Source organism: Novosphingobium sp. ES2-1, assembly GCF_015169775.1.
GTDB classification, from domain to species: domain Bacteria; phylum Pseudomonadota; class Alphaproteobacteria; order Sphingomonadales; family Sphingomonadaceae; genus Novosphingobium; species Novosphingobium subterraneum.
This window is the reverse complement of the sequence record NZ_CP063448.1, coordinates 65145-87765: the sequence shown is the minus strand read 5'-3', so window position 1 is coordinate 87765 and position 22621 is coordinate 65145. Positions and strand designations below refer to the sequence as shown.

The 22621-nt window shown below is 63.9% G+C and carries 22 protein-coding genes and 1 pseudogene; 6 read left to right on the top strand and 17 right to left on the bottom strand.

Annotated features, from left to right (window positions below):
- Positions 1-2 precede the first annotated feature (2 nt).
- Together IM701_RS20085 and IM701_RS20080 are read right to left on the bottom strand one after the other, a co-directional pair.
- Positions 3-2354, bottom strand: a complete 2352-nt coding sequence (locus IM701_RS20085; protein WP_193829163.1) for a type IV secretion system DNA-binding domain-containing protein — start codon at positions 2352-2354, stop codon at positions 3-5.
- The gene (locus IM701_RS20080) at positions 2341-2634 is read right to left on the bottom strand and encodes a ribbon-helix-helix protein, CopG family (protein ID WP_230487973.1); all 294 of its coding nucleotides are present in this window, start codon (positions 2632-2634) and stop codon (positions 2341-2343) included. The genes IM701_RS20085 and IM701_RS20080 overlap by 14 nt, the downstream gene beginning before the upstream one ends.
- Positions 2635-3091: 457 nt before the next feature.
- On the opposite strand from IM701_RS20080, the gene IM701_RS20075 reads away from it, so the two are divergent.
- Positions 3092-3319 carry a hypothetical protein gene (locus IM701_RS20075; RefSeq protein WP_193829162.1) on the top strand — a complete coding sequence of 76 codons (228 nt, stop codon included), beginning with the start codon at positions 3092-3094 and terminating at the stop codon, positions 3317-3319.
- Between the two features lie 125 nt (positions 3320-3444).
- On the opposite strand, the gene IM701_RS20070 is transcribed toward IM701_RS20075, so the two are convergent.
- The 3 genes from IM701_RS20070 to IM701_RS20060 all read right to left on the bottom strand — a co-directional run bounded on the left by IM701_RS20070 (position 3445) and on the right by IM701_RS20060 (position 6604).
- Positions 3445-3756 (bottom strand): hypothetical protein, encoded by a 312-nt coding sequence (locus IM701_RS20070; RefSeq protein ID WP_193829161.1) that lies wholly within the window; start codon positions 3754-3756, stop codon positions 3445-3447.
- 623 nt (positions 3757-4379) lie between these two features.
- Complete coding sequence (locus IM701_RS20065) at positions 4380-5411, bottom strand: IS110 family transposase (protein WP_193829178.1); 1032 nt, start codon at positions 5409-5411, stop codon at positions 4380-4382.
- 137 nt (positions 5412-5548) lie between these two features.
- Positions 5549-6604, bottom strand: a complete 1056-nt coding sequence (locus IM701_RS20060; protein WP_193829160.1) for a DUF2493 domain-containing protein — start codon at positions 6602-6604, stop codon at positions 5549-5551.
- Positions 6605-7388: 784 nt separating this feature from the next.
- Between IM701_RS20060 and IM701_RS20055 the strand changes: the two genes are divergently transcribed.
- Entirely contained in the window at positions 7389-7997 is a 609-nt protein-coding gene (locus tag IM701_RS20055) for a DUF6088 family protein (RefSeq protein WP_193829159.1), read from the top strand.
- Positions 7990-9036, top strand: a complete 1047-nt coding sequence (locus IM701_RS20050; RefSeq protein WP_193829158.1) for a nucleotidyl transferase AbiEii/AbiGii toxin family protein — start codon at positions 7990-7992, stop codon at positions 9034-9036. The genes IM701_RS20055 and IM701_RS20050 overlap by 8 nt, the downstream gene beginning before the upstream one ends.
- A 243-nt stretch (positions 9037-9279) precedes the next feature.
- Here the strand turns inward: IM701_RS20050 and IM701_RS20045 are convergent, their stop codons facing one another.
- The 5 genes and pseudogenes from IM701_RS20045 to IM701_RS20025 all read right to left on the bottom strand — a co-directional run bounded on the left by IM701_RS20045 (position 9280) and on the right by IM701_RS20025 (position 13708).
- Entirely contained in the window at positions 9280-10677 is a 1398-nt protein-coding gene (locus IM701_RS20045) for an ISNCY family transposase (RefSeq protein ID WP_193829157.1), read from the bottom strand.
- Between the two features lie 175 nt (positions 10678-10852).
- Positions 10853-11368, bottom strand: coding sequence for a MucR family transcriptional regulator (locus IM701_RS20040; RefSeq protein WP_193829156.1), 516 nt, complete (start codon positions 11366-11368; stop codon positions 10853-10855).
- A gap of 117 nt (positions 11369-11485) precedes the next feature.
- Positions 11486-12043 carry a hypothetical protein gene (locus tag IM701_RS20035; protein ID WP_193829155.1) on the bottom strand — a complete coding sequence of 186 codons (558 nt, stop codon included), beginning with the start codon at positions 12041-12043 and terminating at the stop codon, positions 11486-11488.
- 504 nt (positions 12044-12547) lie between these two features.
- Complete coding sequence (locus tag IM701_RS20030) at positions 12548-12883, bottom strand: single-stranded DNA-binding protein (protein WP_006949404.1); 336 nt, start codon at positions 12881-12883, stop codon at positions 12548-12550.
- Between the two features lie 478 nt (positions 12884-13361).
- A pseudogene (locus IM701_RS20025) lies at positions 13362-13708 on the bottom strand (thermonuclease family protein).
- Between the two features lie 314 nt (positions 13709-14022).
- Here IM701_RS20025 and IM701_RS20020 point away from each other — a divergent pair.
- Positions 14023-14211: a hypothetical protein gene (locus IM701_RS20020; RefSeq protein ID WP_193829183.1), complete on the top strand. Its 189-nt coding sequence runs from the start codon at positions 14023-14025 to the stop codon at positions 14209-14211.
- Positions 14212-14233: 22 nt separating this feature from the next.
- Here IM701_RS20020 and IM701_RS20015 read toward each other — a convergent pair whose 3' ends face one another.
- Positions 14234-14923 (bottom strand): pentapeptide repeat-containing protein, encoded by a 690-nt coding sequence (locus IM701_RS20015; protein WP_193829154.1) that lies wholly within the window; start codon positions 14921-14923, stop codon positions 14234-14236.
- Positions 14924-15726: 803 nt separating this feature from the next.
- Here IM701_RS20015 and IM701_RS20010 point away from each other — a divergent pair.
- Entirely contained in the window at positions 15727-17865 is a 2139-nt protein-coding gene (locus IM701_RS20010) for a hypothetical protein (RefSeq protein WP_193829153.1), read from the top strand.
- Positions 17866-18008: 143 nt separating this feature from the next.
- Complete coding sequence (locus IM701_RS20005; protein WP_193829152.1) at positions 18009-19241, top strand: DUF1173 domain-containing protein; 1233 nt, start codon at positions 18009-18011, stop codon at positions 19239-19241.
- Between the two features lie 6 nt (positions 19242-19247).
- On the opposite strand, the gene IM701_RS20000 is transcribed toward IM701_RS20005, so the two are convergent.
- From IM701_RS20000 to IM701_RS19975, 6 genes are all read right to left on the bottom strand, one after another.
- The gene (locus IM701_RS20000; protein ID WP_193829151.1) at positions 19248-19751 is read right to left on the bottom strand and encodes a hypothetical protein; all 504 of its coding nucleotides are present in this window, start codon (positions 19749-19751) and stop codon (positions 19248-19250) included.
- A gap of 87 nt (positions 19752-19838) precedes the next feature.
- Complete coding sequence (locus IM701_RS19995) at positions 19839-20351, bottom strand: hypothetical protein (RefSeq protein WP_193829150.1); 513 nt, start codon at positions 20349-20351, stop codon at positions 19839-19841.
- Between the two features lie 46 nt (positions 20352-20397).
- Positions 20398-20889 (bottom strand): hypothetical protein, encoded by a 492-nt coding sequence (locus tag IM701_RS19990; protein WP_193829149.1) that lies wholly within the window; start codon positions 20887-20889, stop codon positions 20398-20400.
- Positions 20886-21227 carry a hypothetical protein gene (locus IM701_RS19985; protein WP_193829148.1) on the bottom strand — a complete coding sequence of 114 codons (342 nt, stop codon included), beginning with the start codon at positions 21225-21227 and terminating at the stop codon, positions 20886-20888. Before IM701_RS19985 ends, IM701_RS19990 begins: the two co-directional genes overlap by 4 nt.
- Positions 21214-21678, bottom strand: coding sequence for a hypothetical protein (locus IM701_RS19980; protein ID WP_193829147.1), 465 nt, complete (start codon positions 21676-21678; stop codon positions 21214-21216). Before IM701_RS19980 ends, IM701_RS19985 begins: the two co-directional genes overlap by 14 nt.
- Before the next feature lie 52 nt (positions 21679-21730).
- Positions 21731-22351, bottom strand: coding sequence for an SOS response-associated peptidase (locus tag IM701_RS19975; protein ID WP_193829146.1), 621 nt, complete (start codon positions 22349-22351; stop codon positions 21731-21733).
- Positions 22352-22621 lie beyond the last annotated feature (270 nt).

Sequence of the window (22621 nt, the reverse complement as noted above, 5' to 3'; positions counted from 1 at the left end):
GCCTACATCTCCATGCCGTCGTCAGGGGTGGGGGATGTACCGTCCCGGCTGCGCGCATCGCGCGGCTCTGGCTCGAGGTTCTCACCGAGTTCGCGATTGGCCTGCGCCGTTCGCGGCGAGGCTGTCTTGCCTGACGCGCGGGGGGCTGGCTTTGCGGAGCGCGCAGTGTCACGACCAGCCTCACGGACACTGCGCCCCGATGCGGGCCCGGCCGGTTGCTTGCGGAACTGCATCTGGACCGCCATGCCCTTTGGGGAGAGAAGATTGGCAGGCGCAGTCTGCTCGATCTGGCGCGCTACATGGTCGTGCGAGGGCGAAGCAAACGGCGCCCGGTCGGGAACGGGCTCGGAATCGCGGAAAAGGTCGGCTTCAAGCGCTTCCCTATTCTCGCGTCCGCCAGCTTCTTCCGAGGAATCGCCATCAGCATCTTCGCTGTCGTCAAGGTCAAGCGCGACGTACTCGATCGGCTCGACATTCTCTCGCAGCACGTAACCCGGCGCGACCGCAGGATAGTCCTTGTACTGCAGCTTGATCCGGGCGGCATCGAAGCCTTCGGGGAACACCAGGACGCCGTAGAGCGACTTCAGTTTCATGATGTCGGATGCAAGCATCAGGGGCTGAAGTTCGGTACGCGGCGTGATCGTTGCGGCATCGCGGATCGTCGAATAGCCGTAGCTATAGGCCTCATCCATGATCCGCACCTCGCGCTCGCCGATGAACTCCGAGCATTGCTCGGCGGTATCGTGATCGGCGGCCGACAGGATCAGCTTGGTTCGCGCCAGCGAGGCGAGGTTCTGCGCGCCTTCCTTGCCGTAGGTTTCGGCGAGTTTGGCGAACGAATGAATGCCCAGCACAAAGGCGCCGCCGAATCCGCGCGCGGTCTGCATGCCGTCCTCGATTGCCGGCAGCCGGTGGAGCGCGTGGACCTCGTCGAAGAAGAACCAGGTGCGTAGCGAACGGGTCCGCGGCAGGCGCATCAGCGAGTGCACGGCAAGGTTCATCCACAGCGACAGAAGCGCGCGATTGAGTACCAGCTCGGTGTGGGAAGAGGTGATGAACAGGATCGAGCCGGGCAGGTGCTCCTTGCCGATCCACTCGCGGATCGAGAAGGGCGCCTTGCCCTCGGGAAGGAACCGGAGCGCCTGGGCATTGGTGTTGAACACGGCCCGGATCGATTCCGCCATCTTGGCCGCCTCGGGCGCGGTCAGAGGGTCGGCGACAGTGCGTTCGAGAAACTTGTGGACCTCCTTGAGGTTGGCCATCATCAGCTTGCTGGCGAGCGCCTGATTGGTCGCCTGGCCGATCCGCACGAGCTTGACGCACGTCTCGACGAACAGCGTGCGGGCGGCGAGCATCCAGAAGGGCTCCGCTCCGCCCCCGTCGCTCGGCAGGAGGGCCGCGGCAATGCCGATGAAGTCGGCGTGGTTTTTCGCCTCATCGAAGATCGACCAGGATGGACAGCGCTCGTCCATCGGGTTGAGGACGATGTCGGTTTCGGGGTTGTAGAAGGCTTCGACGTAAGCCCCGGTGAGATCGAAGACGACGGCCCGATCACGCCGCACGCGCATCTGGGCGATGAGGTCGCGCATCTGCGTCGTCTTGCCCGTTCCGGTCGAGCCGATCATCATCGCGTGGGCTTGCTCGGTCCGCCAGGGATAAGGCACTCCCGCAATGGTATAGGCATGGTGGATACCGGCCGCCTTGCGCTCCACGAGCGGCATGGCGAGGACCTGCTCCAGCGACTTTCCCGGGAGCCGCTCGGCAACTTCAGCGATCAGCGCAGCGCGGTTGTGCTCGTGTATGGCAGCGGCAAGCGCAGGCGCATCCACCAGCATGGCGCCGCGCTGGTGCCGCTCCTCCAGAATGGCCTTGCCGCGCCTTCGCGAATAGTCGACGAACCACACCGTGAGCGGCAGTGCGATAAACAGCGAAATGAACAGCGAGCCGAGGACCGCACGCGTCAGCTTGTTCCAGGCAATCACCACATCGGGGTGCGAGGCGACCATCGAGATCGGCGCCGGGATCACTTCGCCCGAAGGCACGGTGAGGTTAATCACCTTGCTCGGCGAGAACTCCATGAAGGTCCAACCGGCGGCATAGATCCGCATCAGTATCATCTCGATTTCGTGTTCGTGAAGCCGCAGCGCGAGGACCACCGAGAGCACGAACAGAAAGGTGAAGAACCAGACCAGAAAGGGGAGCCGCGCAGAGGCGAACCACATCAGGTATTCGTGGGTGATGAGCTGCGATCCGCGGGTAAAGTTTCCAGCGTTGCGCGGTGTCGTGCCGCGCGCGGAATGGTGCAGCAGTTTGCCCGGGCGGGTCTGATCGGACCAGGCGTCAGGCCGCGCCATGGAGCGCCTCCATCCGGCGTTCGGCTTCGATCAGCAGTTCGTTATGAACGTCGGGATATTCGCGCTGGGCGATCAGGTCCGCGACGAGGAAAAGATACTCGGCTGAAAACTGTCGGCGCCGCTCAGCATCGCCAGCGCCAGCTAGCGTACCGAGATAGGTTTCGAGCGCGGCGCGCAGGATGATCGAAGTGTTGACCGATTGCGCTTCGGCGGCCTTGTCGAGCGCTTCGGCAAGCCGCCTTGGCAGGCGAACGGAGACGCGGGTTTCGTCTGTCATCATCTAGCCCTCTGCGAGGGCCCGATGGGAATTGCGCGACAACCTTTCTAGGCGATTGGACCGTGCTTGGCAAGTCAAGCGACATGAACTACAGGTGTGTGACGGTGTCAGACGCCTAAATGGCGCATTTGCGTTGTCCGCCACGATGTCGGACATATGTCATACGGCGGCAGACAAACGCATGCCCGCAAAACTCCGACAGTTTTACTACGGTCAGGCCGTGTAGGGTGTGCCATCTATACCCCTGATCCGCTAACCTTCGTTTTGTGTGGGTTGAGATATTTCATATCTGTATAAGTAAGGGTATTCAAACTGGCATTGAATGACGGACTTCTTCTGGATTTTACTTAGCGGCGGCTGATTATTTCTGACCAGATATGCGATGCAGGTCTTGCCAAAGTCGTGGCGGCTTGGAACGATGGGCGCGGGAGGTTTCAGCGCCAACCCACGAGGTATCATCATGGCCAGGAAAGGAAGTCTTGAAGCGGAACGACAGGCGATCGCAAAGGAGCGGAGCGCACTGGAAGCGCGCGAAGCGAAGCTGCGGGAAAGCGAGCAGGTTGCCATGGCCGAACTGCTGAGGAAGTCAGCACTCGGCAAGGCCCCGTTCGAGAGGGTCGAAGCATTCTTCGCCGCTCTCGGAAAGCTCGGCCTGGAGGAAGCGGAGAAGCGCCTGCGGGTAAGCTGAAACCGGTCTCGGCAGAGACCAGCGCAGCCGGGGCTCGATGCCTCGGCTGCGCTTATTCTGGGCTCGCAAAAAAGGGGGCCGGAGAGCCCCTCTGGAGCCCTCCGGCGCTTGGATCGATGATCATTTCAGAACGGGCAGTCCGCGTCCCAGTCGGGATCCATCACCACGCTCATGAAGCTTGCGGCGCGGGCGATGTTCGCTTCGTCATAGTCGTCGGCCATCATGCCCGGGACGGAATGGACGATCCGGTCGATCAAGTCCTGGGGCAGGGCGTTGTAGTCGCCCTCGTCGATGGCGCTGAAGGAACCGTCGTCGTTCTCGATTACGTGGCTGTCGAAGAAGCTGTGCTGGGCGCGGATAGTCGCGGCGCGCACTGCTGCGTCATAGCTGATGTGGTCGAAAGCCGGGATGTCGAGGGTCGTGGTAAGAGCGTTCATGTGAGCCTCCTGTCAAAGGAATTGAAGAGGTCTCCTCAAGGATGGCCGAGCTTGGCCCGGGTCAGGAACGGGCCGCTCGCGGCCCGCCGCGCGAGCGGGGGTGGGGGAGCCGATTTTTTCGCCTTCTTCAGGCGTAAAAATTGGGGGAACCGCCCTTCTTGACGCGGGCCAATGGCGGCCATCATGCTTGGAATTCTGCGAGAGTGTTTAACCCTGTTGGGGAGCACCCCGGTGGTCCACGCGCAGGTACCGCATGCCCGGCCGATGCGAAGCCTTCGCACCCCCCACCAGCAGGCCGTCAGGCCGTTACTGGCGGGTGCAAGAAGCGAGCGGGCCGGGCCATGAAGGTGTGCGTCCCGGTCGACAAAAAACGTATGGCCCGCCCCGTCTGCAAGGGGGATTTTGAAGTGCTCTGATCAGTCTGCGTCAACGTATGCGGTCTCATGGGTGACCCCATGGCCAAGATGGACATCCGCACGTCTGGAGCCACAATAAAGACACCGGCAGCAAGTGCCATTTTTTTGCCCGGGCTTTCCAGACGCCGATCGACTGTCAGGCCATCTTCACGATCCTTCCTGCAAACATCGTTGGCCTATGCACGCAGATGCGTGCGGCCGATCCGGTTATACCGCGACTGGGTAGCCGCGTTCGAACGTCGCGTCCTTGCGCAAGGCCGCCCATGCGATCCGTGCCAGCTTGTTGGCCAGCGCGACGACGATCGCATTGCGGTGGACGCCGCGCTCGATCATTCCTGTCAACCAGCGGCCCAACGGGGTCTCACTTCGCGCCAGCGACGGCAATGCTGCTCGGGCGCCGTGGATGAGCAAGGTGCGCAAGTAGGTGTTGCCGCGCTTGGAGATGCCGAGCAGCCGCGGCTTGCCGCCGGTAGTATGCTGACGGGGCACCAGACCAAGCCAGGCACCCAGGTCTCGGGCTTTGGCAAAGCTGCTGGCATCGCCTACGGCTGCAATCAGGGCAGTTGCGTTCAGCACCCCGACGCCGGGGATGGATGTAAGCCGCCGGGCAGCCGCGTCATTGCGCGCCAGCTCGACAAACTCGCCGTTCAGCGCTTCCACCCTGGTATCGAGTTCGCGCCATTCGGCACGCAGTTCGCCCACCAACTGGCGCAGACGCGGTGACAACGTCGTATCCTCATCGGCGAGCAGGGCATCGATGCCGAGTTCCAGCTTGCGCCGCCCAACCGGGAAAATGGTCCCGCGCTCCAGCAGGATCGCCCGCAGCTGATTGATCAGGCTCCTGCGCTCGGCCACTAGGCGGGACCGGACCCGATGGAGTGTCTGGATGTCCAACTGCTCCTGGGTCTTAAGTTCGACGAAGCGCATCGTTGGACGCGAGGCGGCCTCGGCGATCCCCTCGGCATCACGATCATCGTTCTTCTGCGCTTTGACATACGGCCGTACGTACTCCGGCGACATCAGTCTGATCTCGTGGCCGTGCGCTGCGAAAAGGCGCCCGAGGTTATGGGCGCCACAGCATGCTTCCATCGCGACCACGCACGCAGGAAGCTTGGCAACGTAGTCGACCAGCGTCTGGCGGCGCATCGACCTGCGTACGACGACAGCTCCTGCCGAATCCACGCCCACCACACTGCAGGCATTCTTGCCCAAATCAACGCCAAGGATCACAATAGACATCGGTCCGCTCCTTTCCTCTTCAAGCACCAGCATCATATCCGATGCTGGGGAAAAGGGGCGGGCCATTCCATAAAGAAGGGCATCCGGCGGTGATGCCGGACACCCTTCATGCTTGATGCAATCGGAGCAGGCCCCGCTCAGAATGGCGGGAGTTCATCGCCATTGACGGTGCCACATGCCGTGCGCTTCATCGCAGGCCGCTCAGCTTGCGCTGCGGCTTTGGTCCGCGCTGCCGGAGCATCGTTGTGGACCGATGCGTCGCGCACGATGTGCAAGGGAATGCGTGCTTCCCGCAGCCGGTCGGCCAGGTTCGCCTGGATGCCGCCGCCGCTGCACACCACGGCCTCGACGGGCTTGAAGGCGAGCATGCGCGCATTGCGCTGATAGGGGGCGGATGCTCCCCGCGAAGCGTCGGGCTTGCACAGGATCACTGGAACATTGTGGCGCGACGCCCAGGCCGCCGCGATCACGTCCGCACCCTTGTTCTGCGCGGTCGTCGCCAGCACCATCGAGGGCACGCGGGAATGGATCGCATCGAGATAGTCTTCAACCAGCGCAATGTCGGTGAACTGCTGCCCGCCCGAGAACACCACGACCGGACCTGATGGGGCATATTGTTCGCGCCGCTGCGCCTTCTGTGCCGCGAGATAGTCGCGTGCTTCGATCATCGAGGCATTGGTCTTGGACGACACCCGCGAGCCCCGGACCGGCGAGAATGGACGGCCGGTTTCCACGAGATAGATCCTGGCGGCATGGTCCCTCATGCATTCCATCGCGTCGCGGCATTCGGCAAGACTGCGGGCCTGCATGGTCAGGTCCTCAAGGTCGGTCGCGTAGACCTCGCTCGGATCGTACTCGCGCAGCTTCTCCTGAAGCCGGCTCGCCATCGCATCCTCGCGATCATCGAGGCGTTTGGCCACCACATGGAAGCTGTTGGCGATGCCCCAAGCGACTTCGCTGGCGAAGTCCTCCATCCGGGTGTCGCGGAACAGGTCGAAGACCGTCGCCAGCATCATCTCGATCGCCGCCTGCGCCGCTTCCGGGTCGGGCATTTCAGCTGCGCTCGGCTCATGCTCGATCGAGAGCTTGGCCAGTTCGGTCTGCTCCATGAATGCCCGGGCATAATCGGGCGTGGCGATTTCGCGCGCATAGTGTTCGGCAAGGTCGGCGAAGTTCGAGAAACGGTCCGTCATGATAACCTCCAAAAGGAATTTTCTCTCATCACGCTGATGAAAGATGTGCCTTGAAGGACGCCGGAGTCAGGCCGTCAGGGACGGCGGCGCGCACGCGCTGCCGCCGCGAATAGCGGGCGTGGGGGGAGCCGATTTTTGCTCGCAAGGCGTTAGCCGCAGCAGGCCAAAATCGGGGGGCACCCGCGATCCTTGACGGCCGCCAATCTCCCAGGCGTCATGCTATGGCGATGCTGATTTCGCTCAGCCACCGAGATGAGAGAGAGATTACGGTTTTGCCCCCGAACCCCATCTGGGCGTTCGGGGTTAACCGCAAAACGCCATGCTCTCTTCGCCCCGCTTGATTGCGGTGGCCGAAGGATGTTGGTGGGTTTTCGCGGGGCGCCCTGGCTGCGTCGTCGTCGGCGCGGCCAGCAACAAATGACGGACCCCTTGCCGGAGCAAGTCAGTCGGCCCGTGGCCCGGTGCATCGCACGGGCGCGGGACGGCGACCAAGGCGTAGTGCAAGAGTGCCGGCGGCCCAGTGCAAGAAACCCCGCACCCGCAGGAGCGCGCCACATGGCGCGCGGGACCGAGTGCGGCAATTTTAATGGGGCCGCTCCTTCACGTCTGACCGGCGATGTCCGGCACCCTGTTGGTCATCATCAGCGAACTTGCGGAACGCCAGTGGCGATGATCGGCAGGCATGCGGTGACTATGATCATCATGGTCATCAAGAGGTCTTTCACGACGGTATGGTTTGTTAGAAATATGTATGCTAGTTTCTAACGAAAGGAGCACACGAATCATGTCCGCCATGGCCGACAAGATCATGAAGCGCGTTCGCGCGAAGGGGCGGGGGTGGGTATTCACCCCCAAGCATTTTATCGACTTCGGCACACGCGGCTCGGTCGACATGGCACTTTCACGCCTAGCGCAAGCTGGCGAGATTCGCCGGATTGGGCGCGGCCTCTACGACTATCCGCAGTTGCACGACAAGCTGGGCGCGCTGACACCCGATGCCGAGATGATAGCCCAAGCTGTATCGGCGCAAAGCGGCGATCGACTTGCGCCCTCGGCAGCGGCAGCGGCGAACAGGCTTGGCCTGTCGACGCAAGTGCCTGCCAGAACGAGCTATGCGACGACAGGTCGAAGCCGCGTGCACCAGGCCGCTGGCCGAAGCGTCACGCTCAAACACAGCCGCGCACCAGTGCTGGGCAATGCCTCGGAGGCGGCCAACGGCGTGGTCCAGTACCTGGCTGGACTGGGGCGAGCCAACGTCGATGCTGATGCGATTTCACAGCTTGCTGCGCGACTTGATGACAAGGACGTGCAGGCACTACTCAAGGGCCGCGCGCAGATGCCCGGTTGGATGGGCGATGTCGTGCTGAAGATCGGGGCTGCGCACCATGGATGAATTTGCCCGGCGACCTGCCGATGATCGGCGGGCATTCTTTGCCGAAGCAGCCGCGCGCCGCGATCTTACGCCGCTCATCATCGAGAAGGACTTCTGGGTGTGCTGGACCCTGCGCCGGCTGATGAGCGTACCCGAGTTGGCCAAGGTCCTGACCTTCAAGGGCGGGACCTCGCTCTCGAAGGCCTTCGGGATCATCAAACGATTTTCAGAGGACATCGATCTCACGATCAATCGCGCCGCGCCGCTGCTCGGCGAGGTTGCTTCGCCGATGGCGAACGACATCAGCGGCAAGGAGCGCGAACGACGCGGCAAGGCGCTCGGCGCTGCCGCCCAAGAGTGGGTCGGGACGATCCTCCTGCCGACGCTCGCGCAAGCGATCGAGGATGCTCTGGGAACCCGTGAGGGCTGGAGCATCGAGGCCGATCCCGATGACAAGGACCGGCAGACTGTCCTGTTCAACTACCCGGCATTTTCGGGCTACAATCTCGACTATGGCAACACGTATGGCGGACGGCCCGGCTACGTGCAGCCACGAATCAAGCTCGAGTTTGGGGCAAGGGGAGACCCTGAACCCTTCGAGCAGCGGGACATCCTGCCCTATGTCGCCGAGGACTTTCCGGGCGAGGTGCCCGATGCAGTGACTGCCGTGCCAACGCTCACGCTCGAACGGACCTACTGGGAGAAGGCGACGATCCTGCATGCGCTGCACCACAGCGGCAAATTGCGGCCAGGTTTGTCGCGGCACTTCTACGATGTGTTCATGCTCGACGCTTCCGGGATTACCGAGCGGGCCCTAACCGAGCGAGTGCTGCTAGAGCAGGTCGTCAGGAACAAGAGTTTGCTCTTCGCTGATGCCAAGGCCTCCTACGGCACGGCGCAGCTCGGCACACTGCGGCTCTCGGTCACTGACGCGATGCGCGACGAACTTGCGGCGGACTACGCCGCCATGGCGGAAATGTTCATGGAGGAGCCGCCGAGCTTCGACGAGCTGGTGTCCCGCCTCTCGGATATCGAGGGGAGGATCAACGCAGCCGGCTAGTACGCAGTGGCACCGGTAAGGCGTGAGGAGAAATCAGCCCAAGACGGGCGATGACATCTCTACTTGGCGCGAAAATCTGTTCTAGCTGTTTAGAGAAGACACTATTCCCGCCAGATAGAGATGTCACCGCTTGATGCAGCAGGGGCTGTGCGGAACCCTTCGGGCTTGTGCAGCACAGCCCCTGCTGGTGCGCTGATCTCGCGGTAAGGATGCCCGGACCCGCTGCGCCAGCAGTGGGCTCCCTCAACCTGCCTCGACCAGCTCGCGCCGAGCCTGCTCGATAGGGGGGAGCCGACGCAGGGGAGGGCGTCCCCGCTTGCGCTTTACCGGTTGCTGGTCGGGCTGCGCGGGCGAGGGGAACATGTGCGCTCCCTGCGAGCGGCGGCATGGCTCGTTGAGGTTGCGCTTCCTCTGCGGCAGTTGCTCCTGCATCAACCTGGCCATCAGCAGCGCCGCGTCGAGGTGCTTGTTCTCCACGATCGCCGCCTGGTTCACCTGCCGGAGCTTGTCATGCATCCGGTAGGGGAGGGCGTGGTCCCCGTGACGGATCTCCAGAGCGCCATCGGGATACTCGCAAACCTCGACCCGCTTGCCGACCAGCCCCTCGCTGATGGCGTTCGGCTCGAGCAGGAACAGCGCCTTGTTGTAATGCAGTGCCAGTGCTTTCGACACTGTCCGCCATTCCCGCCAGACCAGCTCGGTGCGCAGATCCTCATGCATGGCCAACGGACGATGCAGGTCGCGCGAATCGAACGGCGCCTTCGCGAAGCGGCGATTGTGCTGCTCGAGATAGCCCGGCAAGAACGCATTGGCCGCGGCGATCGTCGTGATGCCGGCAAGCCGCATCGCCTTCACCAGGCGGTCCTGCAGCGTCAGGTTGGCCCGCTCGACCCGGCCCTTGGCCTGTGGCGAGTTGGCGCAGATGATCTCGATGTTGAGCGCCTCCATCGCCCGCCCGAAGTGGGTCATGCCATCGCCGTTGGCGCTGGCCCGGTTGTTGCGGAACACCGAATGCTTGTCCGAATAGAACGCCACCGGCTTGCCGTGCCGCTCGATGTACTCGCGCGTCGCATCCATATAGGCAAAGGCGCTCTCGCTCTCGACCATCTTCAGGTGCATCAGCTCGCTGGTGGCATCGTCGATGTAGACCAGCAGCGTGCACTGCGGGCCGCGGTCCTCGAACCACCAGTGCTTCGAGCCATCGACCTGGATCAGCTCGCCGCGGCAGTCCCGGCGATACCGAGGTTGATAGGGCCGCGGGCGCCGCGCATCGCGGTCCTTCCACAAGCCGCCCGCGATCATCAGCTGACGCAGCGTCTCGCACGCCACCGTGATGCCGTGGCGCTCGATCAGGTATTCGCGCGCCAGCGTCGGCCCAAAATCCGCATAGTGCTCACGCACGATCGCCAGGATCTGCTCGCGCTTTGCATCGCTGTACCGCCGGTTGCTCGGCCGGCCGCGCTTGCGCGACACCAGGCCAGCGGCACCTTCCGATCGCAGCCGGACCAGCAGCCGAAACACCTGACGGCGCTTCAACCCCAGCAACGCAGCAGCATCGTCGACCCGCAGCTCGCCGCGCTCCACGCGCATCAAGGTATCAAACCGCGAAAGCTCGCCATGGCTCATCGCCACCACCGTCATAGCCTTGTCCTCCCGACCGACGGGAGAACCATGCCACCGTTGCTCCGCCAACCACGCCACAGAGTGTCATCTCTATCTAGCGGAGGGGTGTCATTTCTATCTGGCGCTTACAAATCCAAGATTGATAATATATCTTATGTTAAATGAAATCAAGGATTTAGCGGAAATCAGCGGTTCAGCTGGCGTCTGCGGAGCCGAAGGCAACGCCGAGCTTCTTGCGTTTTGCCGGGGCCGCGGCGGCCTTGGGCTGCGCCTTGGGTGCAGCTTCGGGCGCTGCGTTGGCTTTAGCCTTCGGGCTCTGGCCGGGCTTGCGGCCAAGGCCGATCCTGACCGCGAGTTCCTTGCGCTTGGCAGCATAGTCGGGCGCGACCATCGGGTAGTCGGCGGGCAGGCTCCAGCGCGAGCGGTACTCGGTGGGCGTCAGCCCATGCTCGGTGCCAAGATGGCGCTTGAGCATCTTCATTTTCTCGCCGCATTCAAGGCAGATGACCGCGTCTGGCTTGACCGACGCGCGCACCGAGACGGCAGGCTTCAGCTCTGCCACCGCCGGTTCCGGCGCCTGTCCAAGCGCGGCAAGCGAAGCGTAGACCGCCTGGATCAGGCCCGGCAGGTCAGCGGCCGCGACCGCATTGTTGCTGACATGGGCAGACACGATATCGGCGACATGATCCAGCAGTGCTTCGTTTTCCATGCGGGCGAGACCTTTCCAATTCCCGGATCGGGGGTTCCTAGGCGATAGTTCGCCACCACGCCATAGGAGCATCGCCGGGGTGCGCCAGGCCTGACCTGATGCTCGAAGTGCGAAGGTTCAGGCCACGAAGAGCTCGCCCTGCGGATTGGCGGTCGCCAGGCCAGTCCCACGCAGCGGCGCGGGTTTGCGCAGCAGCGCCAGCACACCGGGCTTGACCACATAGACCGCATGGCGCCCGCCGCCGCGGTTCTTGTGGTTGGTGGCGTAGCCCGCATAGTGCCGGCTCATCAGCCCGGCGCGGACCAGATCGGAAATCGCGCGGCTGACATTGGCGCGCCCGACTGCCTGGACCTGCTCTTCGACGGCCGCCTCGATGCGCGCGGCATCGCGCATCGCATCGCCCGTGAACTCATGCTTCAGCGCTGCGGCCACGCGCGCGCGCAGGGCGGCGCGGCGTGCGGGTTGTTCGCTCATCGGCAAGAGCTGGGAGCAAAGCCATTCGCGCAGGAGCATGGGCACCCCGCCTTGCGCCACGAAGGGTCCGGCTTGCCCTCGCCCGTCGGCAATCTCGGCGACAAGCTGGAGGACGAGGAAGGCGTAGCGCGGCCGGTTCGAGGCTTCGACCAGGACCGCGTAGATCCCGCCGACACCAGAGATTTCTTGGGCTCGTTCCATCGAGCAGTATTGAGCACAAAAGGTGAATCCTGTGAATCCCCTTTGTGCCTTGCGCTGTCGTTTGTCGCCCGTGACACTTCGCCCGGAGGCGCCATCTTACTTGCGCGGTCACGTGCGGTGCCCTTTTTCCGCGACCGCTTTAGAGATCGTGCAGGCATGATCGATGACCCGCCCTCCGCGCATGTCACGCGCGCAGCGCAGCATGACACTCCGCCCGAGGGCAAAGTGTCACAGATGCCATGCCCGAAGGGGCGCAAGCCGCCGATCCGGCAGGCAAAAAAATAGGGCCAGCGTGAGCCGACCCCTTGGAAAGTTTTGGGAGAGGATGCCTGAAAGGCATGGCCTATATGGGTGCGGGCCCTTTATGCTGCAAGTGCGAAAGTGACGCCGCGCGTTGCCTTTTTCGCAACCGGCGTTTCGCCCGTCGCAGCGACTACATGAGAGATCGGGGGCCGGTCCGGTGGCCCAATGGGAGGCGGCGCTGCCGCCTCCCGGGCTCGGGCGTCAGAGGAAGAGGACTTCCTCGGCGACGATCTCGACCGCGTAGCGTTCGACGCCCTCGCGGTCGGTCCACTTCGAGTAGTGGAGGCGGCCCTGCACCTCGACCAGGTCGCCCTTCTTCTTGTGCTTGGCGACCGAGGTGCCGAGGCCGTTGAAAGCGGTGACGCGGTGGAATTCGGCGAGGGTCTCGGTGTAGCCGGCCTCGTTCTTGACCGTCTTGCCGTCGACCAGCTTGGGGCGATCGGTGACGAGGGTGAAAGAGGTGATCGCGGTCTCGCCGGCGTGGCGGGTTTCGGGAGCGGCGGCGATGCGGCCGATCAGGATGACGAGGTTCTTCATGGGGTATCTCCGTGGCTTGAACTCGGCGGAACCGCCCGCCGATGAACACCACAGGCAGGGCCAAAGGCCCGGGCCCGCACCGAACGCATGTGAGGGAAACCCAAAAGCGAGGAGTGGTGCGGCAAGCCTGAAGGGCTTCACGGTCCGCTGCTTTTGGGTTGCGGCCAGGGACTGGCCCTGCAGGGTTCATCGGCAAACGAAGGGCGGTTTCGTCAGTTCAGACCCGCGGATCCCCGCAAAGGTCAGACCCGTCAGCTTCGGCCATTTCGGCAGGACCTGCTCCAACCTAGGCGCCCGCAGCAGCGGGCATTGCCTTCCTCGGCCCCCGCACCATGCCGGTCAGAGACAGGTGGGGTCACACGAGGCCGCGCCCAGCCCCTCCCCGTCCAACGCCATGCGTTACGGCAAGCATCTTGGTCAGATGCGCAAGCTGGCGCCCGCAGGCGGGCAAGGCTAGCCTCCCCCTCGCTAGGGGTCCTCAGCGCCAGGGCCTCGCGAGGCCTTGCGCGACCAGATAGTCGCCGGCGTCCACGCCGTTCACCGAGACCGTGGCAAGCGTCCGCCCATAGGGGTCGGTGCCAAGCCGCGTGATCATGACCCGCCCGCGCGACAGTAGCCGCGCAAGGGCAGCCCGCGAGGCTTCGCCCGCGGCGAAGTCGCTACCCAAGCATAGGACCGCCGACGGTCCTGGCACTTGGGGCTGTCAGGCAATTCAGGTGCATCGATATTGGCGATGCGGACCCGCTCGCGGCCGCAGCGGATCGTGTCGCCGTCGTGAACCGAAGGCGACATGCAAAGGGCGGCGGCAGCGAGAACGATCGGCATGGCCCGAAGCCTAGCGCCCTCGCCCGCCCGCGCCAACCAGCCTCACCACTTCCTCCACTGGCCCCGATCGTCACCCGCAGGGCCGGCATCCATGCCGGCGAGCTTGGGTGGGCGGCGGTGCGATAGCGCCGACGCTCCGCCCTAGCGAGTAGAGCGGGTCGCCGCGGGGCCCGCGCGGGGCGCGGGCTCCGGGGTGCCCCTTTGCCTCTCTACCTCGCCAAACCCCACCAAAACCGGTATGCTCGTCCCTCCAGCTCAACTTGTCCGGCCCCGCTGCCGCAGGCAGAGCCGCCCAAGGGAAAGGATCCCGGCCCATGGCTGAACCACAGCAAATGCCAAGCGCGTTGCAGGTGGCGCGCGCAATGGCGCAGGTCCTGCGCACGAAGCTTGCCGTGTTCGGTGCTGAAGAGATCATGCTCACGCGCGAGGAAGCCGCGCTGTGCCTCGGCCTTGCCGAAGGCGTAAGCGAACAACTGGACGAGGACGAGCGCGCCGCGGACTGAGGCAAGCGGTCCCGCCCTGCGGCTACCGGACGTTGAGCCCCAGTTCGCCCAGCAATTGGCCGGCCTGCTCGCGCGAGATTGTCGCCCCGCGAAACAGCCCGGCATCGACGAGGCGCAGCCCGCCGAGGTCGGCGCCGCGCAAGTCAGAGCCCTCGAACCGCGATCCGGCGACCATCGCCTCGCGCAGCGAGCAGTCCTCGAACACGGTCATGCGAAAATCGCCCTTGCGCAGATCGGCACCGGACAGATCGACCCGGCGCAGGCTCTCCTTGCGGAACGAGAATCCAGGCAGCTTCGCCGAGACCAGCAGCACTTCCTCGAAGTGGATGTGAATGGCGCGCGCCTCGGTGAAGTCGGCGCCGGTGAGCTTGGAGCCGGTGAACCGGGTCGAGGTCAGGCTCGCGCGGCGCATCGCGCAATTGTTCCAGTCACCGCCGATGAACTCGGCTTCGCTGAGATTCGCGCCCGAGAAATTGGCGAACGGTCCCCGGCAAGACTGCCAGACCGTACCTTCCAGCTTTGCTCCCGCAAGATCGCTGCGCCGCAGGTTGCAGCGTTCGAAGTGCCAGCGGGTGAGGTCGAGCCTGGAGAGGTCGGCCTCCTCAAGGTCGCAGTCGATGAGTGTACGCGGCCCCTTGCCGATCAGGCGCTCGATGTCGCTGCGCGCCAAGGTGGCGCCTGCGATGGGCTGCGAAGCAAAAAGGTCATCCATCACAGGACCGGTAGCGCGCGGCATGCATATTGACCACTGAGAGGTCCTTTGTCGTCCACGCTGACTTGGCGGAAAGCGTGTCCTTTAGGCGCACGAAGAATTCTAACGCGCAAAAAGCGCGGATGGTTTCATCCGATTTCACTTGCGTTCCTTCGAACGATAGGGAATTTCTCGGGAAAATAAGTCTGGAGAGGTCTGAGTTATGTGCGCAACGCATTGTATCGTGACGACTTCTTTACTTCTTTGGCCTAGCGGAACCGCAAGCACACTCAGGGGTTTCGTCTCTCTGCCAGAGCGATTTTGATATCGTGCATTGCAGGGCGCGCGCCTTGCGTCTAAGGGCCGCGCGCGCGGCGACGATGGGACGGTAGTCGGATGTATGATCTTTTTGCGACATTTGGAGCCATCTTACTCGGCCTGATTTCGCTCGTCGTCTTGACCGTCTTCCTGAGCGTACTGAGGGGTGGCCCAGGCGAAATATCCTACTTGCGCCGCAAAGATTATGGCTTGAAGCCATGGGCAACTGGCGCCCTGCGCAAGCCGGCTCGGGGCGCGACGATGCGCGAACTCGAAGGCATCGAACTGAAGTCACGGGGCGGGACACTTAGCCACGCCCGTCGGACGCGCGCGCCGTCTTCTGAACTCCTCTGATCCCCGGTCATTCGGGGGGGCCAGTTTTGCAGCAGGCGACAGTACAGCAACTTCCGTATACGTTTCCGAGCTCTGGGCCGACCCCGTGGTCAGGCGCTGAACACAACTATGCCAGTTGGGTCCCTAATGTTTCTGGGCATCTCTCCTTTGGAGTGATCGACGGGCGTGGCAAATGCCATTCGGTAAACCAGCATTGCGATGCAGGTGGGACGCGCGTCGTTGTCGTGCATTCCCGCCGCTCTGCTCAGGACTTCCCCCTGCCTGGCGGGTTAGTCGGCCTCTTTCGTCAATCAGTCACTCAAGATTACCTGATCATCGCAAACACCGCTGGCGCACGCACGCCAAATCTCCAAGAAATTGGCGGCACTAACGATGCGAGCAACGTCGGAGGTGTTCCTGGGTCGAGGCATGAAGAGAACGGGGTCATGGTCGGCGAGGTGGTCGTCCTGCCACCTGATGATGATGCGATCACGGGCAGTGTCCTCAAGCGACTGCTCGACCAGATCGATGAAGACATGGACAGGCGGCAGCAAGCGGGCGTCGAAGGGGATCTAGAGGCCTTGGCAGGCCTTCCCCAGCATATACGTGACCAACTTGACAAAGCGTCACGCCAGATCGCCTGCTTTCGACTCAAATTTGCGCTGTTCCGTACTGGTGAAGTCCGAATTTGGTTCGACTGGCACGACTTCTTGGGCCGTGATCCAGACGAGTTCCCCCCGACGGAGATGGAGCAGGTGGCGGCGGAAGCCCTCCCGTCGCAAGCGTATTACTTTCTAAAGGACGTGTTTCACTACCATTACCATCACGACTCCCGAACCGATCAGCTTCTCGATATAACCAGGGTCGATATCGGCGCCATTGAACCTGCCGGGGATAGCGCATGGCGAGTCAATATATTGCGCGGCCTTGCGAAGGTCGTCGTCGAGTATCGTCAGTCTAACCGGCCGGACAGCCACAAGAAGGCGCTTGGCGTGCTGGCTTATGCCGATGCCTTTCAATCAGTCCTGGCGCGGACGTGCAGGTGTGCGAATTTGGACCAGGGCTTCGTTTGGAACGAAGACATCATCCTGTATGATTTCATACACACCAAGACTTCGATCGAGGCATTGGATGCTATCTCGGAATCCGAGCGTGGCGCGCACCTCCAGTTGTTCGGGATCTTTATCGGCGTTCTGCTGTCCGCGCTCGCCCTGTGGGCAGGCGCGGTTCAAATCCAGCCCATCCTTTGCGGCGACAACCGCGCCAATGCAGCTGTCTGCCCCCCAATCAAGCCGGACTTCACCACCAACATTGTGAACCAGATCGTAGCCAACCCACTTGGATTTGTGGTGCTGCTGACGCTGGCCGGTGGAATGGCGTACATCTTCCTGTTCAAACGCGTGACCAATGTTCCGTTCGCTAAACCCGTGTTGCGCTTTGTCCGCTCGATGTCCGAGGCCTTTGGCGCTGAGGTGGCAAAGCGCGGCCGCGACCGGATCGGCTATTATGCTCAGCTAGTGCTACTTCTTGGCCTGAGCGGACTATCGGCTTGGGGTGCCTATTTGGTCACTCCGAAGAACGAGGTGCCGCCTGTTACACCGCGGCCGTCAGCGCTGCCAGGCACTCCCTGGGCTAGTCTCGACCAATTTGTCGGCAAGCCGCCCAAAGAGACCGGATTGTTCACCAGCAGCGTGATCGCCGGCAAGGTCAGGGATATCCTCGGGGAAGATTACGACGATTTTCTAGTGCGGATGACACAGCAGTCGGAGCTCCGACGGGACGGCAACATCCTATGGGTAGTAGGCAGTCGAAGTACGGGTGACCAGGACGGAGCCTATTTGCTGATCGACCAGAATGCCCAACGGCTTGAGATCGGCATCCGGACTAATGGTCAAACCGATATTTATCGTAGCACCGGTGTCCCAGTCCGGAAGCCCGGCGAAATGATGAAGGCGATTGGGGGCTTTGCCGGAGACGTAGGACCCTTCCCGCTGGAAACGTCTTCCTGCAAGTCGAGCGCGCGCGGCACTACGGGTCCGGTAATCCATTTGTCGGGCGCATTGCGTGACGCGGAAACGTGCACATACAAGCTCGATCTCAGGAAAGGGCAAGTCGTTGGATACAGTGCCGCAAGCGCGCGCGGCCTGGATGTCATCTTAGTCGATGGGAACAAGGCCGAAGCGATAAGCAATGGCAAAGCGATAAGTCGCGACGGCACGTATGAGATCCGAGTCAGCTGGCAGTTGGCTGGTGGAAAGCCAGACGACACTCGTCCGCGGCGCGAATTCTACGTTCGAATGAACGTGCGCTAGGATTTCGCTTCGAGTCTTGCGACGCAGCCGCACTGTCCATAGACTTCCCCATGCGCGCCCATCCCGGGGCCGCGTCAAACCTGAAGGAGATGCGCGAGAGGTCGAACGGGCAGCGTCGATCGCGAGAAATTGGAGATACCCCAATGATCCAGCGATACCGTGTGCTCGGCCGCAGCGTGGCCGAAGGCGATGAACTTCAGCCCGTCTTGCGCGAAGCCTACGAGCGCAAAAGTCCGGTCCACTGCGAATGCCGCAAGGGAACCGATCTCCCCCTCTACATCTCGCACCGCCAGAATGGCTACGTGCTCGCGCGCTGGCCGGGCTCGGGCGCACGCCATGCGACCGCCTGCGATCACTACGAAGCACCCGATTACCTCACCGGCATGGGCCAGGTGCGCGGCAGCGCGGTCCTCGACGATGAGGCGAGCGGCGAGACCAGCCTGAAGCTCGGCTTCCCGCTGTCGCGCGGGGCCGCCCGGCTCGCGCCCGCGGCGCTCACCAACGACAAACCGACGGTGAAGTCGTCGGGACAGAAGCTGTCGATGCGCGGGCTGCTGCATGTGCTGTGGGACCGGGCCGAACTCACCCATTGGCATCCGAAGATGGCGGGCAAACGGACGTGGTTCGTCGTGCGCCGCGCGCTGCTCGAGGCAGCGGCAAGCTGCCGGGCGAAGCAGGAAGCCCTGCCCCACGTGCTGTTCCTGCCCGAGAGCTTCAAGATCGAAGAGAAGGAAGAGATCCGGGCCCGCCGCCGCGCGACCCTAGCCCGGGTCTATGCCTCGCGGGACGAGATGATGGTGGTGGTGGGCGAGATCAAGGAGATCGTTCCCGCGCACGGCGCGGAAAGAATCGTCCTGCGCCATGTCGGCGACATGCCCTTCGTGATGGACCAGGACATGGCGCGGCGCTTCCACAAGCGGTTCGCCGGCGAACTCGCGCTGTGGCAAGCGCAGGATGGGCCGAACGGCAAGAGCGGCCACCTGGTTCTCGCCGGCTCGTTCGCGCGGCGCCGCGAGGGCACCTTCGACCTCATCGAGGTCGCGCTGATGCCGGTAACGGGAGAATGGCTGCCTTATGAGACCAGCGACGAGCGCTACCTTGTCGGCAAGGCGGTCGCGGAGAAGCGGCGGTTCGTGAAGGGCCTGCGCGTCAATCTCGACACCGACACGCCGATCGCCAGCCTGGTGCTCAAGGACACCGGCGAGGAAGCCAGCGCCATTCACATCCATGACCGCGACAACGAGGTGGCGGAGCCGCTGGAAGCGCTGCTCGCCGGGCAAGGCGTCGCGCATCTGCTGTGGAAGGAAGGCGAGCCGCTCCCGGCCCGCGTCAGCCGGACGCCGCGGCGAAGCTGGGACGCGCAGCAGGCCGCCTGAGCGGGCTCAGCCGTCCGATCGGGGCAGCGGCTTGGTCGGCAGCAGGTCGAGACGCCGGGGCGTGTCACCAATCGCCCGCAAGGCCTCGAGCCGCGCGGCGACCTCGCTTTCGTGCTGGGTGATCTCGATGCGATTGAGGCCCACGATCGTCCAGACCGCGAGTTCGGGCCGTTCGGTTACGTGGACCGAGTAGGCGATGGGCAGCTTGTCGGGATAGAGCCAGAGCAGCAGCACCGGGAGCGCGGCGAGGTTCGGTTTGCCGCCCGACGCAGCGAGTGTCATCACGCCTCCCTCGCGGTCGTACCGGCAGGTGATCCCAAGCGGCTGCGGGTGGCCGGCAAGGCCAAGGATCGTCTCGCGAGGCTTCACGCCGAAGACCGCGTCGAGTTCGGCCGGGGGCTCGGCCTCGGCGTTCTCAGCCATTTCGGCGAGGAACAGTTCGACCGCGGCGAAGCGCGCGGCTTCCTCGCGGGTGCAGGCAAGTTCGAAAGTGAGCGTGATCGAGGACATGGTTGGGGCTTTCGCTTGGCCGCGCGCCGACGCGTCCCGTTGCCAAGGCAAGGGATAGAACGGCCGGAAGACACGGAATTGAACGAATCAGAGAACGAGGTGGCGCTCGACGTGGGCGCGTGTCCGCAGCCTATGGAGGTTGAAGACGGGGACGCCGTGGGTGGCGGCGATCCGCAGCGCCTGGCCGGTCCCGCCCGAAGCCTCGCCGTCGGCGGTCCAGCACAGCACGAATTCCGCAGGGCTATCGAGGGTCGCCCCCAGCACCTGGAACACGTTGCGGGTGTGGAGTGCCTGCACGAACGCCGAGAGCCCGGCAAAGGCCGGATGGTGCGCGGCGGCGATGATGCGCGCCCTGCCCCAGATCTCGGCGCCGAGCGTCTCGGGATGGAACTTGCTTGCCGAACCGCGCCAACCCGCCGCCGGCAGGAAGATCTGCGCATCACGGCCCGCCCCGCGCTCGAACGCACTGTCGGCGCCGATCGCATGGCCCGAGCGCAGGACATAGCCGCGCTTGGTGAGCGCGAAGGCGGCACGGGTCATCAGGCTGAGGATCTCGGGCGGCGTGGCGCGCGCGCCAATCCCGGCATAGAAGCGAGGCATGGGCTTGGACTCCCTTTAGGAACGCCCAGTTCCAGCCCCCCTCCCCTTACCCGCTGTCGGCGGCAGCGACCGTGCCGGAACCGTAGGCGGCGAGCAGGTTGCGGTGGAGCACCGCGTTCTCAGCGGGGAAAAAGCTGCCGTCGGCGCCCGGCCGGGTGATCTGGAGCGCGGCGGCGACCACGTCGCGGAATGGGCGCATGACAGCGCGCGAGCCCTCGTAGGTTACGGGCTGCGGAAACCCTGCCGCGATCCAAGTGGCGGGTTCCACGAGGTCGTCGAGCCAGGCCTGTGCGTGTTCGGGCAAGGGCATATCCGCCGAGACCAGCCACAAGGTCCGGTATGTCCCGAAATCGTGGGCATTGGCGACGAGGGCGAAGCCGAGCGGCAGGGGTGGCTCGCCGTTGAGGGCAATGATCGCGGCCTTGTAGGCGAGCAGTTCGAGGGTGTTGGCCTCGGCAAAGTCCGAGCATTGCCCAAGCTGCGCGCAGGGCTCATCGGCGGGACCGGCGCCGAGTTCGAGGATCCGGTGCCGACTCATCGCGCTGCCTCCTCGCAGGCGTCGGGATACCAGGCGAGTTCCACCGCGTCCGGTTGGGCGGCATCGAAGGCCGCGATGCGCGCATGGGTGATCAGGCCTGCGCGATCCTTGAGCCCCACATAGCCGCCGTAGAAGCGGCCGCCCGCATGGACGAACTGGGCGTGGATGTCTTCGCTCACCGCCTCGGTGACGAAGAAGCCCGGCACGCCCGCGATGTGCGCCGGCGGCAGGACGCCGAGCATGTCGTCGAAGAAGGCCTCGCTCACCCGCGACAGCGGGAAGCTGGCAAGCACTGCCTCGCGCGAGGCGGCCAGCAGGGCTGCGTCAGTTGTGGTCATCGCTCGCACCTCCGGTCACCACGAAGGCCGGGATAGTCAGTTCAGCACGGGCAATTTCGCGCTTGAGCTCGCGCAGCCGGGTGAAGTTGTTGATCCATGACGGGGGGAAGAGGACGTATTCGTCCTCGCTTGCCGTGTAGTCGCGCATCGGGCCTTGCCCATCGAACAGGATGATTTCGGGGAGATAGGCGCCGAGGCAGCCGCCCGACCAGCGGCGGAACGGCAGTCCGTGCTCGGCGCAGAAGGCGTCGATCTCGGGGATCTGCCCGCCGTTGAGCTCAGTGCCGTAGAGCTCAAGCGGTTCGTCTTCGGGCAGCACCGCGGGATCGAAGGGTTCGCCGTCCCATTCGGTGCGCAGGTCATAGCCCGCCGCATGTGCGGCAAAGGCTTCGAGATGTTCGCGCGGCAGTGCGCCGCCGATGGTGATGTGGACGGGGGCTCGGTCGCCCATGGGCAGGGTCCTTTCGCTTGGGTCTGATCCGACCGACGAAGCCCCCCTCCCCTCAGCCTGACGTCGCCGCGGGCCTCCCTGCCCCCCAGCGCTCGGCTGTGCGATCGACGGCGAGTTCACTGGAACAGGTCTGGCACAGCGCGAAGGCTTCGGCGGGCGTGCCCGCGAGCCACTGCTCCCAGTTTTCTCGGGCGAGGACGACGGGCATACGGTCGTGTACCTCGGCCATCTGCGCGCAGCCATCTACCATGACCATCGAATAGGCGGCGCCCCACTCTTCGGTCGGACGCCACAGCCCGGCGACCGCGAAGACATCTGCACCCGCCAGCGAGTACCAGGTCCGGGTCATCTGGCCCTTGATGCCCTCGGCCTCGGCCCAGGCGCTGACCGGGATCAGGCAGCGGCGGTGCTCGAAGCTTGGGCGCCAGAATGAAGTGCCGAGCTTGTCCTCCCGCGCATTGTTGACGGGCTTGGGCCTCAGCGGCTGCCCGTTCTTGCCATTCAGGATCAGCGGGAAGCCCCAGGTCATCACCCGCGTCTCGCCCTCGGCGACGACAAGGCCGGGATAGCCGGGGTAGACTTCGGCCGCGAAGTTCGCGCCAGAGGCGCTGCGCGCGCCGAACAGACGGGCGATTTCCGCAGGCGCCTTGGTCATGCGGTACAAGTTGCACATGCGGCGATGCTCGGCGGACCGCCCTGCCCTGTCAATCGCAGGAAGGCCCTTTCGGGTGGCAACGATGCAGTGCCCGGTGGCAACCGCCACACGTCAACCTTGGCCGATTCGCAAATCTGGGGCTGCCAGACCAAAACCGACCGGACAACCAGGACGGGTGGTCCCTGTTACTCGGTTAATCGGCTTCACAGTTGTCCGTGTTACCGTGTGTCCTTATTAAGACGAGACAGAAACGTCTCCAGCTACCAGTCTCCCTTGACTGGTCCCCAT

Coding starts and splice junctions, on each gene's coding strand:
- IM701_RS20040 (WP_193829156.1), bottom strand. CDS start 11,368: ATGGAAAACGAAGCACTGCTGGATCATGTCGCCGATATCGTGTCTGCC.
- IM701_RS20070 (WP_193829161.1), bottom strand. CDS start 3,756: ATGAACGCTCTTACCACGACCCTCGACATCCCGGCTTTCGACCACATC.
- IM701_RS20030 (WP_006949404.1), bottom strand. CDS start 12,883: ATGAAGAACCTCGTCATCCTGATCGGCCGCATCGCCGCCGCTCCCGAA.
- IM701_RS20060 (WP_193829160.1), bottom strand. CDS start 6,604: ATGACGGACCGTTTCTCGAACTTCGCCGACCTTGCCGAACACTATGCG.
- IM701_RS20045 (WP_193829157.1), bottom strand. CDS start 10,677: ATGACGGTGGTGGCGATGAGCCATGGCGAGCTTTCGCGGTTTGATACC.
- IM701_RS19995 (WP_193829150.1), bottom strand. CDS start 20,351: ATGCCTCGCTTCTATGCCGGGATTGGCGCGCGCGCCACGCCGCCCGAG.
- IM701_RS20020 (WP_193829183.1), top strand. CDS start 14,023: ATGGCTGAACCACAGCAAATGCCAAGCGCGTTGCAGGTGGCGCGCGCA.
- IM701_RS20065 (WP_193829178.1), bottom strand. CDS start 5,411: ATGTCTATTGTGATCCTTGGCGTTGATTTGGGCAAGAATGCCTGCAGT.
- IM701_RS20085 (WP_193829163.1), bottom strand. CDS start 2,354: ATGGCGCGGCCTGACGCCTGGTCCGATCAGACCCGCCCGGGCAAACTG.
- IM701_RS20000 (WP_193829151.1), bottom strand. CDS start 19,751: ATGTCCTCGATCACGCTCACTTTCGAACTTGCCTGCACCCGCGAGGAA.
- IM701_RS20050 (WP_193829158.1), top strand. CDS start 7,990: ATGGATGAATTTGCCCGGCGACCTGCCGATGATCGGCGGGCATTCTTT.
- IM701_RS19975 (WP_193829146.1), bottom strand. CDS start 22,351: ATGTGCAACTTGTACCGCATGACCAAGGCGCCTGCGGAAATCGCCCGT.
- IM701_RS20075 (WP_193829162.1), top strand. CDS start 3,092: ATGGCCAGGAAAGGAAGTCTTGAAGCGGAACGACAGGCGATCGCAAAG.
- IM701_RS19985 (WP_193829148.1), bottom strand. CDS start 21,227: ATGACCACAACTGACGCAGCCCTGCTGGCCGCCTCGCGCGAGGCAGTG.
- IM701_RS20015 (WP_193829154.1), bottom strand. CDS start 14,923: ATGGATGACCTTTTTGCTTCGCAGCCCATCGCAGGCGCCACCTTGGCG.
- IM701_RS19990 (WP_193829149.1), bottom strand. CDS start 20,889: ATGAGTCGGCACCGGATCCTCGAACTCGGCGCCGGTCCCGCCGATGAG.
- IM701_RS20080 (WP_230487973.1), bottom strand. CDS start 2,634: ATGATGACAGACGAAACCCGCGTCTCCGTTCGCCTGCCAAGGCGGCTT.
- IM701_RS20055 (WP_193829159.1), top strand. CDS start 7,389: ATGTCCGCCATGGCCGACAAGATCATGAAGCGCGTTCGCGCGAAGGGG.
- IM701_RS19980 (WP_193829147.1), bottom strand. CDS start 21,678: ATGGGCGACCGAGCCCCCGTCCACATCACCATCGGCGGCGCACTGCCG.
- IM701_RS20035 (WP_193829155.1), bottom strand. CDS start 12,043: ATGGAACGAGCCCAAGAAATCTCTGGTGTCGGCGGGATCTACGCGGTC.
- IM701_RS20005 (WP_193829152.1), top strand. CDS start 18,009: ATGATCCAGCGATACCGTGTGCTCGGCCGCAGCGTGGCCGAAGGCGAT.